This is a genomic window from Streptomyces sp. NPDC057099, assembly GCF_042671245.1.
GTDB classification, from domain to species: Bacteria; Actinomycetota; Actinomycetes; order Streptomycetales; family Streptomycetaceae; genus Streptomyces; species Streptomyces purpurascens.
Genome location: NZ_JBHUTX010000002.1, coordinates 428,780 through 444,325 on the forward strand (window position 1 = coordinate 428,780; position 15,546 = coordinate 444,325).

The following is a 15,546-nucleotide window of genomic DNA, read 5'->3' on the forward strand; positions in this document are numbered from 1 at the left end:
GTTTCGATTGTCAGCGCGACTTTTGTCTGTCGACCGACATCCATAAGCGTGTGCGGACGGCCGCCATCCGTACGGTGAACACGGCGCCGCCGCCCTCCCGGTCCCCGACCGTGATGGTTCCGCCCCGCTCCTCGGCGATGGCCCGCACCAGCGGGAGACCCAGCCCCCGCGGCCACGCGGGCGAGGGGGACGGCTTGGTGGAGGCGCCCCGCTCGAAGATCCACTGCCGTCGGCACGGGTCGACGCCCGTCCCGTTGTCGCTCACGCTCAGTTCGATGACGCCCTGGTCGTGGCGGAGAGCGACCTCCACCGTGGGCGTGAACCGGGACATGTCCGCGACGGCGTCGACGGCGTTCTCGATGAGGTTGCCCACGACGGTGACGACATCACCGGCTCCGTCGATGTCGCGGGGCAGGAATGATCCGGGACTGAGCCGCAGCCGCACTCCGCGCTCCGAGGCGGCGAGCAGCTTCCCGACCAGCTGGGCGCGGATCAGGGAGTTGCCGACCCGCTGCACGATCTCGCCGACCTCGGCGAGCGGAAGGCTCGTCGGTGAGGTGCCCGGCGCCGGTCGGTCCCCGGCGTGCCGGGCGAGTTCCATCAGCCCCTGCAGTGTGTGGAGTGCGTTGCGCCGCTCGTGCCGCCGGACGTGTGCGTCGGCGAAGTGCGGAACGTCCGGTACGTCCGAAGGTATGCCCTCCAAGGGCATCGACGAACGGCCGATGTGGTGTCTCACGGGCGGGCACTTCGCTCGGTGAGGGTGTGCGGCGATACCCGCTCGGGCTTGTTGTCAAAATGGGCAGAAGTCACGCCGGGAATCCAAGCAACAAGGCACCTGCCCACGCCACTTAGTTTGAGCCACTGCCCGACCATGCCCGTCCGGAAATCGCTCCTGAGGCCGTCGTCCTACGATTCCTGGTGCGGGCGGGCCGGCAGGCCGTCGATGCTGGTGGAGTTCTTCTGCCGCATGTAGTCCTCGAGTTCCCGGTCCGATTTGCGCATGCCCCACTGGTCCTGGAGGTCGCGCTCGCGGACCAGGTCCATCTCCGGCACCGTGAATCCGCAGGAGTCGGTGATGCGGGTCAGCGAGACGACCATGACGGACCGCGGGATCGGATGCTTGCCGAAGTGGCCGATCAGGACGTCCCATTCGGGGGCGTCGGGGAAGACGCAGCGGGCGGTGCCGTACAGCCGGAGGATCTTGGGGCGGCGGGTGAACGAGCAGAACATCAAGGTGATCCGGCCGCTCTCCCGCACATGCGCGATGGTCTCGGCTCCGGAACCTATGAGGTCCAGGTAGGCCACCGTCGTGTCGTCGAGGACGGCGAAGGTGTCCATGCCGCCCTTGGGGGAGACGTTGACATGCCCGTCCGCGGACAGAGGCGCGGTGGCCGCGAAGTACAGGGGTGCCTGGGCGATGAAGTCACGCAGCGCGGGGGTCAGCCCCTCGTAGAGCTTGCCCATGGGGTTACCTCTCCGACTTCTCGGGACTCGAAGGCATGGTGCCGAGCAGCCGTTCGGGCCGGGGGGCCACGGCCGCGATGGAGCGGGGAGCGCCCGGCTCCGTGCCGGGCCGGGTCTTGATGGTGATCCGGTCGGCCAGCCGACGGGCCCGGGCGCGCGCGTCATCGGCCGATTCGCCGCGCACGATGAGCAGCCCGGACCTGTCGTACGACCAGGCGATGGGGGCCACCGTGGCCCCGGGCTCGACGGAGAGCTGAAGGGCCACCACCCGCGGATCGGCGCGCACCTCGTCGGCTCCGGTGACGGACTCGACGACGCCCGGCTCGGCGGTCAGGAAGCGGATGGCGCCGCCGCCCCTGGCCGGGCCCGGCGTGATGGGCGCGGTGCGGCCCGCGTACCAGAGGAAGGCCAGCGCGTCGATGTCGGTCCCGTACACCTCGTCGACCAGATCGGCGATCCGGTCGCCGCCACGCCGGTTGTGGGACTCCACCAGGCGGGGGCCGTCGGGGGTGACGATCACCTCGGTGTGCGAGGGGCCGTCCTCGATGCCCACAGCGTCCAGCATCCTGGTGACCAGCGACGCGATCCGGGCCGTCTCGTCCGCGTCGAGGCCCGCCGGCTGCACGTGCCCGACCTCGACGAAGGAGTCCAGCTTCTCCTTGGCCGTGTACGCGACGACCACGTGCTCGCCCGCGAAGCTGAACGCCTCCACGCTGAACTCGGGGCCCCGCAGATACTCCTCCATCACGAATGTGTGCAGCCCGAACTCCGCTGCCCAGGCAGCCACTTCGGCGACCTCGCCGGGGCCGTGCACCAGCCGCACGCCGAGGCTGCCGGATCCGTACCTGGGCTTGATCACCGTGGGTCCGAACTCGGCGACGAAGGCGCGGATGTCGGCCTCGTCGTGTCCCAGCCGGGCGGCGACCCCTTCGATGCCGCGGTCGGCGAGCAGCTCCCGGAAGGCCAGCTTGTCCTGCAACACGCGGACGGTGTCGAGGCCGGTGCCGGGAAGGCCGAGCGCCGTGGTCGCGGCCGCCGCCGACTCCAGACCGTCCTCGATCATCGAGACGACCCGGGCCAGCGGCCGGTGCCGGTGCACGGCGGCGAGGAGATCGGCGACGGCCCGCGGGTCGCGGTAGTCCGTGAGGTGGGCCTCGGCCACCAGCTCCAGGCCCGACCTGTCGAGTTCGTGCGGCCCGTGCACCCAGACGATGTCGAAGCCGGCCTGCCGTGCCTTCCTCAGGGCGGCGACCTGGCCGCCGATGACCGCGATCCGCGGTGCGTTCTCCTGCGTCATGCGCGCAACTCCCGTCCCGATGCGTTCTCCAGCCAGCGCACGACCTCGACGTTGTCGGCGCCCGCCGGCAGTTCTTCGTGCGCCTTCTCCCACAGCTCCTGGCAGGCGTGGCCGAAGGAGGCGGGGCCGCCCGCGGAGTCGAGCAACGACGTGCCGATGCGGATGTCCTTGAGCATCAGGCGCAGCGCGAAGCCCGAGTCGAAAGTACCGGACAGCACATGGTCGGGGAGTTTCGTCTGCGAGGCGTGGTTGCGGCCGGTGGAGGCGTTGATCACCTCCAGCATCACCGCGGGTTCGAGGCCGAACGCCCGCCCGGCGAGCATGACTTCGGCGACCACGGCGAGATTGACCGCGGAGAGCAGGTTGTTGAGCGCCTTCAGCGCGTGTCCCGCGCCCGCCGGACCCACCCGGTACACCGTGCCGAGCGCGCCGAGCACCCGCTCCGCCCGCTCCACCGCCCCGGGTTCCCCCGCGGCCATCAGCGTCAGCTCACCCGCCCGCGCGGCGGCCGGGGAGCCGGAGACCGGCGCGTCCACCACGGACACCCCGTACGCGGCGGCCGCTGTGCCCAGTGCCAGCGTGTCACCGGGTGCCGAGGAACCCGTGTCGATGATCAGGGAGCCGGCGGCGAGGTGCGGGAGCAGCTCCTCGGCCACCTGCCGCACGGCCGCGCCGTCGGGGAGCATGGTGACCACCACCGGCGCGGCCAGGTCCGCGACGCCCGCCGCAGTCCGCACGCCCGGGTGGGCGCCGGCCGCCGCAGCGGCGCTCGTATCGACGTCGTACGCGACCACGTCGAACCCGCGCTCCGCGAGCCGACGGCACATCCCGCCGCCCATGGACCCCAGTCCCGCACATCCCACCCGCATGATCCGTTCCTTTCTCGGTACATGTGCTCGCGCGTCCGGCGGACGCGCTCATGGCGTGCCGGCGGCCACCAGCCCCCGGACGATCAGGACAAGTGCGGCGGCCACCGCGAGGGCGAGCACCGCGCGGCGCATCCGGCCGCCGTCGACATGCCGCCGGACCGGCCCCGACAGCGCGAATCCGGCCACCACGGCCGGCAACAGCAGCGCCCCGAAGACCAGTTGCTCGCGTGGCAGGCGGCCGACGGCGGTGAGGGAGCCGAGCGAGAGCAGCGCCCCGGCCGTGAAGAAGACCCCGAGGGTGCCGCGGACCGTGGGCCCGGGCTCCCGGTGGTAGACGAGCGCGATGAACGGCCCGCCGATCGACGACGTCGTCCCGGTGAGGCCCGCCACGGCGCCGGAGGCGAGCAGTGTGCCCCGGTTCCGGGGAAGCCGGGCCGGGTCGGAGGCGAGGAGCGAGACGACGCCCAGCGTGATGCCCGCCGAGAGCAGATCGAGGGTCGGCCCCGAGACCACGAGGATCACGTACGAAGCCGCCGCCGTGCCCGCGATCCGCCCGGCCAGCGCCCAGGAGACGCCGTGCCAGTCGGTGTGGGCGATCTCCCGGGCCGCCCCGAGCACGGCCAGGACGGCGGCGACCAGGAGCAGCGACCCCGGCATGAGCCGCGGCGCGGCGATCTGCACCACCGGCGCCGACACCAGGGCGAGCCCCACTCCCACGCTGCCCTGGACCAGCGCGCCGAGGAACACCGCGACGGACGCGCAGACCAAGACGGGCAGTTCAGGCATCGACGGGCACCCTGGCGCTCATGCGCTCACCGGCCGAGCGGGCGACCCGCTCGGCCGCGCCGCCGGCCACCACGAGCACCGCCGCGGCCACGACCCAGCCGAGCGGCCCCGAACCGAGCAGCAGCCCGGTGACCATCACGGGACCGAGGACCCGCTGTCCGGCCACACTCAGATTGAAGACGGACAGATAGCGTCCGCGCTGCTCCTCGGGGGCCAGGGCGATGGACAGGTCCCATACGGCGGAGTTGGCGATGACCTCGGCCAGGGACAGCAGCACCACGGCGGTGACCAGCCACGCCACCGCGAGGCCGCCCGCGACGGAGCCGGACGCGGCGAAGCACAGGCTGCTCACCGCGAGCACGGCACCCGTCCACGTCAGCATCCGGGTGGTGCGCCGCTGGCCGGTCGCCAGCCTGCTGACCGGGATCTGAAGAACCACCACGAGCAGGGTGTTCAGGGTGAACAGCACGGACACGGTGACCCGCGGGGCGTCCGTGTGCTCCAGGACCCACACGGGCATCGCGATCAGCAGCATCGTGTCGAAGAAGAACAGCACGAAGTTGAGCCCCGTCAGCGCCAGATAGCGCCCGTCGGGCAGCACCCGGCTTCTGACCGGCCGTTCCCCGGCCCGGTCCGGGGCGGCCCCGGCCTTCGGCGCGGCCGGCTCGGGCACCCGCAGCACCAGCACCGCACCGCCCAGGAAGGCGAGCCCGATGACGGCCAGTGTGACCCGGTAGGCGGCCTGGGTGTCGCTGACGAGCGCGACGCCGGCCGCCATCGCGCCGACCCCGAGCCCGCAGTTGCGTACGACATTGACCACGGCGAGCAGCCGGGTGCGCTCCTGGCGCTCGGGCACGGCCACGGCGACCAGCGCCTGGAGCACCGGAGGCCCCGCCCGGTCGCACGCCACCGCGCACAGCGTCACCGCCATGAACTGCCAGAAGTCCGAGACGAAGACGTACGCCCCACAGCACACCCCACGCCCCAGGTACACGGCGGCGAGCACCCGCCGCGCCCCGTACCGGTCGGCGAGGACCCCGCCGAGCAGCGAGATCCCGAGGGCCACGACACCGGCGAGGGCGAGCCCGGAGGCCACCTGGTTCGCCGAGAGGTCCACCTGCCGGGTGAAGTAGGCCATGGAGCTCGCCATGAACAGGCCGATGCCGAGCGACTGGACGAGCGCGGCGACGGCGAGCCGGCGGCCGCCCGCGGTGAGCTTCACGTCACTCGGCCCCGAAGTCGAAGTCGACCTGGTCCTCGAGCTCCATCTCGCGCACGATGCGCCGTACCCCGGAGAAGTCGCGCACCAGCAGGCCGGTGCCGGCCTGGCGGCGGCAGTCCTCGACGATCTCGTCGGCCTGCTCGAACCCCGCCGCCCGCAGAATGCCGGGCCACACCGCGAAGTCCTGCTCCACGAAGGCGTGCAGCGCCTTGGGCAGCGCGTCGGCGAAGGCACGGCGCTGTTCGGCGTTCATGTGCACGTACAGCGCCTTGGCGACCTCGACCATCACGGAGGAGTGCGCGGACTCGTCGCGGGCGTGCAGCCGGGGCACGAGGGAGTGCAGCGGCTGGACGGTCTTGTCCCGGGAGAGCAGCTCCAGATAGGCGTTGACGCTGATCTCCGAGACGGTCGTCCACACCAGCTTCAGCAGGTCGCGCTCCCAGCGCTCCGGCAGCTTCGCGTCGGCCTCCAGGAGCCGGCGGTAGGTGACCGTGTGCGGATAGGCGGGCTCGTCGGTGACCTGCCGGATCTCGCGGGTGCGCTGCATCGCGATCATGTGCATGTACGTGTGCCAGACCTCGTCCACGTGCGTCTGCTGGACGGCCCGCTTGAGGTGGATGCCGTCGGCACCGGGGAAGGCGCCGTGCATGATCATGGCGAAGGTCGGGTTGGCGACGTACTCCTCGGCCGCGATGACCCGCTCGTTGTAGACCAGCCAGGCCATGGTGAGGACCTTCTGGCGCTGCTCGGGCGTGGCCGCGAGGTACAGCGGGTGCTCGGCGAACGGCAGCAGGTGCTCCGGGTAGTCCGGCAGGTGCTCGTCGTACTCCTCCGGCTCCGATATCCGGTCCAGATCGGTGCGGATCGTGGCGCGCCGCGGCCAGGAGTCGGCGATCCGGCGCAGCACGCTCTCGTCGATGCCGTGTGCGTGGTCGCCCTCGACGGTCTGCTCGTGCTCGGCGATGCTCACGTCAGGTCCCCTTCGGATACGTCGTCATGGGCGGCCGACGCGATGGCGTCGGCCAGGAGGGCGAGACCGGGCGCGAGCTCTTCGGCCTCCGCCACGATCGGCGGCATGATCTTGAGGACCTGGCCGCGGGCGCCGGACGTCTCCACCAGGAGCCCCCGCGTGAAGGCGGCCCGTGACACCCGGTCCGCGAGCGCCGGGTCGGTGAAGCCGAGCCCGCGGATCAGGCCGCGGCCGAGCACGGTGCAGCCGAGGTGCGAGAACCGGGCCGCCAGTTCGTCGAGCCGGGCCTCCAGCGCGGCGGCGTTGCGCCGCACCCCCGCGGCGAACTCCGGCTCCGCCCAGCGCTCCAGGCAGGCCGTGGCGGTGACGAAGGCGAGGTTGTTGCCGCGGAAGGTGCCGCTGTGCTCGCCCGGGCCCAGCTGGTCGAACTCGGGGCGGACCAGGACGAGGGCCATGGGCAGGCCGAAGCCGCTGATGGACTTGGACAGGCAGATCAGGTCGGGGACGATCCCCGCCTCTTCGAAGCTGAAGAAGGTACCGGTGCGCCCGCACCCGGCCTGGATGTCGTCGACGATCAGCAGGATGCCCCGCTCGCGCGCCACTTCCGCGAGCCTGCGCAGCCAGGGCGCGCTCGCCGCCGTGAGGCCGCCCTCGCCCTGCACGGTCTCCACCACGAAGGCCGCGGGCAGGTCGATGCCGCTGCCCGGGTCGTCGAGCATCCGGGTGAGGTAGTCGATCGTGTCCACGCCGTCGCCCGCGTAGCCCTCGTACGGCATGCGCGTGACATGGCCGAGCGGCACCCCGGCCGCGCCGCGCTTGAACGAGGTGGCGGACGCGGCGAGCGCGCCGAGCGACAGGCCGTGGAAGCCGCCGGTGAAGGCGACGATGTCGGTGCGCCCGGTGACCCGGCGGGCCGTCTTGAACGCCGCCTCGACGGCGTTGGTGCCGGTCGGCCCGGTGAACTGCACCCGGTGGTCGAGCCCGCGCGGGGCGAGCACCACCTCGCGGAAGCGGTGCAGGAACGCGGCCTTGGCGCCCGTGTGCAGATCGAGGCCGTGGACCGGGCCGTCGGCCAGCAGGTAGTCGATGAGGGCGGCGCGGACGCCGGGCGGGTTGTGCCCGTAGTTCAGCGCGCCGGCGCCCGACAGGAAGTCGATGTACTCCCGGCCGTCCGCGTCCCACATGCGGTGTCCGGACGCCCGCGTGAAGACGGCGGGGAAGCGCCGGCAGTAGGTGCGTACGGCCGATTCGAGCTCGTCGAAGACAGCCGTGTCCGACCCGGGGGCGGCCGGTTCCACGGTGACCGGTTCGGCGGTGGTCATGAGGCACTCCAAGGGTCGATGCCGGTGATCTCGGCCGTCTCACGGGGGGTCATCGCGGTGCGCGGGGAGAGCGGGAACCAGCCGGCGAGGCTGAGCCGCAGCAGCTCGCGCATGCGGTCGGCGATCAGGTCCGGGGTGTAGCGGTCGGGCACCTCGGCCGCGTCGATCACCGGAGTCGGCGGGAAGTACCGGCCGCCGGGCACGGGGCGTACGACGGCGTCCCACAGGTTGAGGCTCTGGCCGCCCCAGCGGGCCCGGCCGCTGAACACCGAGTACAGCGGGAGGCCTTCGGGGTGGGGCCGGCTCAGCGTCTGGTTCACGGCCTCGCTGACCATCTCGACGATCAGTCCGCAGCCGCCCGCGTCCCGGGCCCGGCGGGCCTGCGCGAAGAGCGCCAGCGCGCCGTCCAGGGCGTCGCCGTGCCGGGCCAGGCCGCCGCTCTGCGGGGTGTACCCGAGGTGCGCCAGCGTGGGTGTGCCGGTCGCGGCCACCGCCTCGACGCAGGCGAACTCGCCCTCGCCCGCCGCCTCGATCTTGACCGCGTCCGCGCCGGCCGCGGCGAACCGGTCGGCTGCGGCCCGGGCCGCGGCGGTGCTGCGGGTCGTCCCGTCCGGCAGATCGGCCAGCAGGAACGGCCGTCTGTCCGCGGGGAACTCGGTGTCCAGCGCCTTGCGCACCTCGGCCACCAGGCCGGTCAGGGTCGCGAGGCCCCACTCCTGCTCGTCGGCGCCGGACAGCGTGGTGCCGCCGCGGCCCAGGTGCGTCATGAAGTACGAGTCGCCGACCATCACGCACTCGACGGGGGCGCCGTGCAGGTCCGGTGCGCGCAGCGCCTCGGCGAGACCCTCCACCTCGTAGCCCCGATACGCGTTGATCTTGAGTCCGAGCTGTGCCGGGCTGTCGTACCGGTGCAGATACGGAGCCAGCGCGGAAGCCGCCGCCGGCCTGGCCACGGTGGTGTCAACGGTCAAGGCCGCCCTCCCAGTAGATCTTGTTGATACGGCCGATGGCGTCCGCGACCGCCTCTTCGGGTGCCGCGGTGAAGCAGAGCCTGGCCCAGCCGTCGCAGTGACCGCCGAACACCAGGCCCGGTGCGAGTCCGACCCCCGCCTCGGCGCAGCGGCGCACGAACTGCGCGCCGTCGCCGTAGCGGCTCAGGTCGAGGAAGGTGTAGAGCCCGCCCGTGACGCGGGTGTGCGGGATCTCCAGTGCGGCGTCGGCCAGCTGCCACGCCCGCTCCGCCCTCGCCCGGCGCCGCTCGAGCTCGTCGGGCGGTGTGGCCAGCGCACGGAACGCGGTGTACTGCGCGGCCGTGGACACCGAGTACAGCGTGTGCAGCGACCACTTGGTGAGGATCTCCTCCGCGCCGGGCGGCGAGATCAGATGGCCCACGCGGGTGCCGGGCATCGCGTACGTCTTGCTGCAACTGTGCACCGAGAAGGTGCGCTCGGCCGCGCCGGGGACGGTCGCCGTGTCGAGGAAGCCGCCGTCGGAGAAGTCGTAGTTCTCGTAGGCGTTGTCGGCGATCAGCCACAGGTCGTGCCGTGCGGCCAGCTCGGCGAGCGCCCCCAGGGCCCGCTCGTCCAGGCGGAAGCCCGTCGGATTGTTGGGGTTGTTGAAGTAGACCGCCCGGGTGCGCGGCCCCACGGCACGCTCGATCGCCGCGATGAAGTCGAAGCCGGGGTCATCGCTCAGCTCCAGGAAGACCGGCACCTCGCGCGGCGTCCCGCCGGCCGCCCACACCAGGCCGGTCGCGAACAGCCACTGCGGGGACAGGATGAGGACCTCGTCGCCCGGGCTCAGGATCGCGTGCAGGGTCACCGCGATGGCATGGGTGGCGCCGCTCGTGACCAGGACCTGCCCGGGGTCGACCGCGGTGCCCCGGCGTCGGCTCGCCGCGTCGGCGAACGCCGAGCGCAGCGCGGGGACTCCGGCGGGCGGCGCGTGCTCGTGGGCCGCGATCCCGAACTCCGCGCGCTCCCAGGTGCCCGGCCGCGCGCACGGCTCGAAGACGGTCTTGCCCTGCTGCAGCGGCACCGGTTCGGCGTGCGCGCCGGCGCGCAGCAGCCGGTCGACGGTCACCAGCGGGGAGGGGGGTATCTCGCTGAGGGTTCTACCGAAGGACGGCATGAGGTGTGCTCACTCCTGGACTCGTGACGGGCCGGTGCTGAGCGGGAGTTCGGCGGCGGCACCCCGGGCGGGCCGGTCGATGCCGAGGTTTCCGCGCAGCGTGGTGCTCTCGTACTCGGTGCGGAACAGGCCCCGGCGCTGCAGTTCGGGCACCACGAGGTCGACGAAGTCGTCCAGGCCCTCGGGGAGCACCGGCGGCATGACGTTGAAGCCGTCGGCGGCCTCGCCGGTGAACCACTCCTCCATGAGGTCGGCGACGTCCTGGGGCGTCCCGATGACGATGCGGTGCCCGCGGCCGCCGGTCAGCGACCGGTACAGCTCCTTGATCGTCAGGCCCTCGCGGCGCGCCTTGTCGTAGACGAGCTGCTGACGGCTCGTGCTGCCCTGGGTGGACGGCAGTTCGGGCAGCGGTCCGTCCAACGGGCTGCCCGAGATGTCGACGTCGCCGAGGAGCTGGGTGAGCAGCCCCAGTCCGACGACCGGGTCGACCAGCTCCTGGAGGGCGGCGTACTTGTCCTCGGCCTGCGCGCGCGTGGGGGCGACCACCGGGAAGAGGCCGGGCATCACCTTCATCTGACCGGGGTCGCGCCCGTAGGCGGCGGCCTGCCGCTTCATCCCGCGGTAGAACGTCCGGGCCTCGTCCAGGGTCTGCGCGGCGGTGAACACGACCTCGGCCCAGCGGGCGGCGAAGTCCTGGCCGTCCGCGGAGGCGCCCGCCTGGATGAGGACGGGGTAACCCTGGGGCGGGCGGGCCACGTTGAGCGGCCCGCGCACCGAGAAGTGCTCGCCCTTGTGGTCCAGTACGTGCATTCCGCCGGGCTCGAAGTAGCGCCCGGACTCCTTGTCGTACCCGAACGCGTCGTCGTCCCAGCTGTCCCACAGGCCGGTGACGACCTCCATGAACTCCCTGGCCCGGCCGTAGCGCGACGCGTGGTCGGGCTGGGAGTCGCGGTTGAAGTTCCTCGCCTCGGCGTCCGTCACCGAGGTGACGATGTTCCAGGCGGCCCGGCCGGCGCTGAGGTGGTCGATCGAGGCGAACTTCCGCGCGATGTGGAACGGTTCGTTGTAGGTCGTCGAGGCGGTCGCGGCGAGACCGATGTGCGTGGTGTGCACGGCGAGCGCGGACAGCAGCGTCAGCGGGTCGAACTGGAGGAAGCGGCCCCAGCGGCTCAGCTCGTCGGCGTCGCGGTACGGGGTGCGGATGCCCACTCCGTCGGCGACGAAGAACATGTCGAACCTGCCGCGCTCGGCGGTGCGCAGGAGCTCGCGGTAGTGGGCGAAGTCCAGGCCGCCGTCCGCGCGGGCCGTGGGGTGCCGCCAGGAGGCCACGTGGTAGCCAGGAGTCAGCAGGAAGGCTCCCAGACGGAGCGTACGGCGTGTTCCGCCCATGGCAGGTCTCCGGTGTCCTTGCAGGCGAGGTGCTTCGGATCGAGAGGGACACTAAAACAGGGGCCGGGGCGGGACACGGTTCTGCGTGCACTGTGGATTTACCTCGGAAAACTCCTTCTGCTTCTTTTGACCACTGCGTGGTGGCGCCCGGTACCTGGGCCGATCACGGTGTGGATGCCGCGGCCAGAATGAGCAGAACAATCTTTCCGAGGTAAAGCGAGGCTATGTGTCAGGACGGGCCTGAGCTGCGCTCACACCCCTAGCCTTGAGGCCGCGCGCGGCCGGGTGCGTGCTTTTCAGGAACCCTGGGAGGTGCTGATGAAAACCGGAGCAGAACGGAGTGTTCTGACTTTTGTGGACAGCGACTATGCGGACACTCCGTACGACAAGTGGGCCGGCGATACGGGCGTACGGCCGCACCTCTTGGTCTCCGAGGCCAAATTCCCGCAGTACCGGCATGTCCCGGGCGCCGTTTGTGTTCCCGGCTACCACCGGGGCGGCCACGCGGAGCGGGCGGCCCTCGACCTCGCCGAGCGAGTGCCGCCCGGCGCCGTGCTCGCCCGCATGGAGGGCGACCTGCTGCGCGCCGCGCGGCTGCGGGAGCTGCTCGGCGTGCCGGGCCAGGACTTCGCCAGCGCCCTCGCGTTCCGCGACAAGGTCCGCATGAAGACCCTGGTGCGCCGCAGCGGCCTCGAGGTACCGCAATTCGCCCCGGTGCGCGTGGCCTTCGACCTCTTCGGCTTCGTCCGCGAGCACGGCTACCCCGTGGTGGTGAAGCCGGCCTTCGGTTCCGGTTCCACCGCCACGCACGTGCTGCGCGGCCCCGCGGATCTGGCCCGGCTCCTCGCTGCGGGCCTGCCCGAACACGCTCAGGTGGAGCGGTTCGTGGAGGGCCCGATGTACGTGGTGGACGGGCTGGTGGTGGCGGGCGCCCCGGTGGCCTCGTTCGTCTCGCGCTACCTCAACGACTGCCTCTCCTTCCGCGACGGCACCTATCTGGGGTCGGCGCAGCTCACCCGCGACGACCCGATGACGGACCGGCTCATCGGCTATGCGCGCAAGGTCCTCGACGCGCTGCCCACCCCCGACTGCACCACCTTCCACCTGGAGGTCTTCCACACGCCCGACGACCGACTCGTGCTGTGCGAGATCGGCAGCCGGACCGGCGGCGCGCTGACCGCTCCCGCCATCCGCGCGGCCACCGGCTTCGACCTCGACGAGCAGTGGTTCCGGGCCCAGGCCGCCCCCCAGAGTCCGATCGAAGCCGGGGTGCACGGCGTCGCGCCCGGACAGAGCGCGGGCTGGGTCGTCTTCTATCCCGAGCGGGGCACGCTCGCCGCCCTGCCCGCGGATCCCCCGCCCTTCGTGGTGGAGGAACGCCTGCGGGGTACGGTGGGAACGGCGTACCAGGGGGGAGTGAAGTCCGGTGTGTACGTGGCGGGTTACGTCCTGACCGGTGCCGACGACCATGAGGTCGAGCGGCGGGCGCAGGAACTCGCCCGGTGGTACGCCACGGGGGTGCGGTGGACGGGAGACCACGGCGAAGACGACCACGAGGCCCTCGACCGACAGCAGTTCGAGCCCGCTTCGAGCCGTACAGCCCTGTACGACCCGTACGACGCCTGAAGCGGAGAGCCAGGGAGCGGAATGCGCTACATCTTCATCGGGTCCGGAGCCATCGGCGGTTCGATCGGGGGGCGGTTGCACGAAAGCGGCCGGTCCGTCGTCCTGGTCGCGCGCGGCGCGCACTTCGAGGCGCTGCGCGACAACGGGCTGCGGCTCACCGTCCCCACCGGCACGCTCACCCTCGACACGCCCGTCGTGGCAGGGCCCGAGGACGTCGAGCTGCGCGAGGACGACGTGCTCGTCCTCGCCGTCAAGACCCAGGACAGCGTGTCTGCCCTGGACGCCTGGGCCGCACGGCCGGTGGCGGGCGGGGGCACGGCGGGCGAACGGCTGCCGCTGGTGTGCGCCCAGAACGGAGTGGAGAACGAGCGCCTGGCCCTGCGCCGCTTCCACGAGGTGTACGGCATGTGCGTCGTCCTGCCCAGCACCCACCTGAACCCCGGTGAGGTCGTCGCGCCCTGCGCCCCGTACACCGGCGCCCTGGTCATCGGCCGGTACGGGACGGGCTCGGACGAGACCGCCCGGCGGATCGCGGACGACCTGGAGAAAGCCCACTTCCTGGCTCCGGTGGTGACGGACGTGATGCGCTGGAAGTACGGAAAGCTCCTCGGGAACCTCGCCAACGTGGTCGAGGCCGTGTGCGGCTCCGCCTCGGACGCCGCCGCGCGGGACCTGGTCGCCCGGGCGAAGGCCGAGGGGGCCGCGGCCCTCGACGCCGCGGGCATCGCCGCCGCGAGCGGGGCCGAGATCACCGGGCTGCGCAGCGGGACGGTCGACCCGCAGCCGATCGCCGGCGAGCCCACGCGCGGCTCGTCCTGGCAGAGCCTGGCGCGGGGCGCGGGATCGATCGAGACGGACTACCTCAACGGCGAGATCGTGCTGCTCGGCCGGGAGCACGGCGTGCCCACCCCGGTGAACGCGGCCCTTCAGCAGGCCGCCCGGGAGAGCGTGTCCCAGGGGCGGGAACCGGGCGGCCTGACGGCCGGGGAACTGAGCGGGCGCATCGCCGAAGGCGTCACTGCCTGAGGGGGAAAGAGCGTCGCAGGGGTCTCAGCGGATCGGCGCGTACACCACACCCAGCTTGTCGACCTCGGCTCCCGCCCGCCCCGTGAAGCCCACGATCTGCCGGCCGGCGGGCGCCGTGAAGGTCTTCGCGTCGGACGTGGCCGTACCGGTGGACAGGGTGCGGCCCTTGTCGGTCGTGAACGCCGCCGAGAACAGGCGTGTACGGCCGTCCTTCTGGCCCTGCGTGAGCTTCACGGAGGTCAGGTGCTCACCGGAGGCGAGGGTCAGGGACGTCGCCGTACCGCCCGTGCCGCCGTGGCTGAGCGTCGTACCGCCGTCGTGGGTGAGGGACACCGCGTCCAGGCGGGCGTTGCCGCGCAGGGTCAGCGTGCGCGGGGCCGGGTTGGCCGGCAGGTCGTCCGCGTCGTTGAAGGCCCTGCCGTGCGGGCCGCCGAAGAAGTCGCTCGCGCGCAGGGAGGGGTCGAGCGTGTAGGAGAAGTCGACCGTGTGCGGGAAGTGGTCGGAGAGGTTGGCGCCGGCCGGGTCGAGGAAGGACGCCCACTCGTTGCTGTAGCGGGTCGCGTTCAGGCTGAGCAGCTTGCTGCCGCGGTAGAGGACCTTGTCCACGACCTCGCAGTCGTTCGTGGGCGCCGTCGTGGGGCAGACGAGCGCGTCACTGCCCTGGGCCGGGGGTGTCCCGCCCTTCACCCGCTGGACCCACGCGTCGGTGAGGCCGTTCTCGCTCAGGAGCGTGCGGATGTTGTCGCCGGAGCGCGTGTACCGCGTGTTCGTGTCGCCCATGACGATCACCGCGTTGCCCGCGGAGTTCGCCTGGATGAAATCGGAGAGCTGCTCGACGTTGGCCCGGCGGGCGGCGAGCGCGTCGTCGGTGGCGTCGGCGTTCGTGTGCACGTTGTAGAGGTCCAGGAAGACGCCCTCGGCGAGCCGTACCCGCGCCAGTGAGAAGCCCTTGGGGGTGAGGCAGTTGGTGCCGGTGCAGTTGTTCCACTTCACCCGCTCGAAGTCCTCGAAGGGATGGTCCGAGAGGGTGTTGAGGCCGTCGCCGAAGGGGACACCGCCGCTGGTCGCGGTGCGGTGGGCGTGGTCGTCGCCCGCGTACAGGGCCGCGTGGTAGTTGAAGTCCTCCTGCACATTGACGATGTCGTACGCCCCGAGGCGGGGGGAGATCAGCGGGGTGTTCTTCTCCGGACTGCCGGAGCTCAGGCCCTCGGGGAGGCCCGCGACGTTGTACGTGAGGACGTTGAACGACCCGGAGTCCGCGGCGACGGCGGGTGTCGCGGCGGTGGTGGCCAGGCCCGTGATGCCCAGGGCGGCGGCCATGAGGGTGCCGATCAGTCTCTTCATGGGGGGTGTCTCCGGTCGGGGAGGGGAGGGAGCGGAGGGGAGAAGAAAGTTGAACGGTGCTCAGGTTGGAGCCCAACACCCCTGATACGCAAGGGAAGTCG

14 protein-coding genes are annotated in these 15,546 nt (G+C 71.9%); 2 read left to right on the plus strand and 12 right to left on the minus strand.

What is annotated here, in order from left to right:
* Nucleotides 1-10: 10 nt before the first annotated feature.
* The 11 genes from ACFT4A_RS04315 to ACFT4A_RS04365 form a co-directional block, all read right to left on the minus strand.
* Entirely contained in the window at nt 11-736 is a 726-nt protein-coding gene (locus ACFT4A_RS04315) for a sensor histidine kinase (protein WP_382825817.1), read from the minus strand.
* 170 nt (nt 737-906) lie between these two features.
* Nucleotides 907-1,464 (minus strand): pyridoxamine 5'-phosphate oxidase family protein, encoded by a 558-nt coding sequence (locus tag ACFT4A_RS04320; protein ID WP_382825818.1) that lies wholly within the window; start codon nt 1,462-1,464, stop codon nt 907-909.
* A gap of 4 nt (nt 1,465-1,468) precedes the next feature.
* Complete coding sequence (locus ACFT4A_RS04325) at nt 1,469-2,761, minus strand: ATP-grasp domain-containing protein (RefSeq protein WP_382825819.1); 1,293 nt, start codon at nt 2,759-2,761, stop codon at nt 1,469-1,471.
* The gene (locus tag ACFT4A_RS04330) at nt 2,758-3,630 is read right to left on the minus strand and encodes an NAD(P)-dependent oxidoreductase (protein ID WP_382825821.1); all 873 of its coding nucleotides are present in this window, start codon (nt 3,628-3,630) and stop codon (nt 2,758-2,760) included. Before ACFT4A_RS04330 ends, ACFT4A_RS04325 begins: the two co-directional genes overlap by 4 nt.
* Nucleotides 3,631-3,678: 48 nt before the next feature.
* A complete protein-coding gene (locus tag ACFT4A_RS04335; RefSeq protein ID WP_382825822.1) occupies nt 3,679-4,416 on the minus strand; it encodes a TSUP family transporter in 738 nt (245 codons plus the stop codon).
* Nucleotides 4,409-5,638 carry an MFS transporter gene (locus ACFT4A_RS04340; RefSeq protein WP_382825824.1) on the minus strand — a complete coding sequence of 410 codons (1,230 nt, stop codon included), beginning with the start codon at nt 5,636-5,638 and terminating at the stop codon, nt 4,409-4,411. Before ACFT4A_RS04340 ends, ACFT4A_RS04335 begins: the two co-directional genes overlap by 8 nt.
* 1 nt (nt 5,639) lies before the next feature.
* Complete coding sequence (locus ACFT4A_RS04345) at nt 5,640-6,608, minus strand: diiron oxygenase (protein ID WP_382825826.1); 969 nt, start codon at nt 6,606-6,608, stop codon at nt 5,640-5,642.
* Nucleotides 6,605-7,930 (minus strand): diaminobutyrate--2-oxoglutarate transaminase, encoded by a 1,326-nt coding sequence (ectB, locus tag ACFT4A_RS04350; protein WP_382825828.1) that lies wholly within the window; start codon nt 7,928-7,930, stop codon nt 6,605-6,607. Before ectB ends, ACFT4A_RS04345 begins: the two co-directional genes overlap by 4 nt.
* Nucleotides 7,927-8,901 (minus strand): 3-methyl-2-oxobutanoate hydroxymethyltransferase, encoded by a 975-nt coding sequence (locus ACFT4A_RS04355; RefSeq protein ID WP_382825829.1) that lies wholly within the window; start codon nt 8,899-8,901, stop codon nt 7,927-7,929. Before ACFT4A_RS04355 ends, ectB begins: the two co-directional genes overlap by 4 nt.
* Nucleotides 8,891-10,060, minus strand: coding sequence for a pyridoxal phosphate-dependent aminotransferase (locus ACFT4A_RS04360; RefSeq protein ID WP_382825831.1), 1,170 nt, complete (start codon nt 10,058-10,060; stop codon nt 8,891-8,893). The genes ACFT4A_RS04355 and ACFT4A_RS04360 overlap by 11 nt, the downstream gene beginning before the upstream one ends.
* Nucleotides 10,061-10,069: 9 nt before the next feature.
* Nucleotides 10,070-11,449, minus strand: a complete 1,380-nt coding sequence (locus tag ACFT4A_RS04365; protein WP_382825832.1) for an LLM class flavin-dependent oxidoreductase — start codon at nt 11,447-11,449, stop codon at nt 10,070-10,072.
* Between the two features lie 354 nt (nt 11,450-11,803).
* Here ACFT4A_RS04365 and ACFT4A_RS04370 point away from each other — a divergent pair, with 354 nt between their 5' ends.
* Both ACFT4A_RS04370 and ACFT4A_RS04375 read left to right on the plus strand, forming a co-directional pair.
* Nucleotides 11,804-13,075 (plus strand): acetyl-CoA carboxylase biotin carboxylase subunit family protein, encoded by a 1,272-nt coding sequence (locus ACFT4A_RS04370; RefSeq protein WP_382825833.1) that lies wholly within the window; start codon nt 11,804-11,806, stop codon nt 13,073-13,075.
* A 21-nt stretch (nt 13,076-13,096) separates the two neighbouring features.
* Nucleotides 13,097-14,101, plus strand: a complete 1,005-nt coding sequence (locus tag ACFT4A_RS04375; protein ID WP_382825835.1) for a ketopantoate reductase family protein — start codon at nt 13,097-13,099, stop codon at nt 14,099-14,101.
* A gap of 24 nt (nt 14,102-14,125) precedes the next feature.
* Here the strand turns inward: ACFT4A_RS04375 and ACFT4A_RS04380 are convergent, their stop codons facing one another.
* Complete coding sequence (locus ACFT4A_RS04380) at nt 14,126-15,445, minus strand: jacalin-like lectin (RefSeq protein WP_382825836.1); 1,320 nt, start codon at nt 15,443-15,445, stop codon at nt 14,126-14,128.
* Nucleotides 15,446-15,546 lie beyond the last annotated feature (101 nt).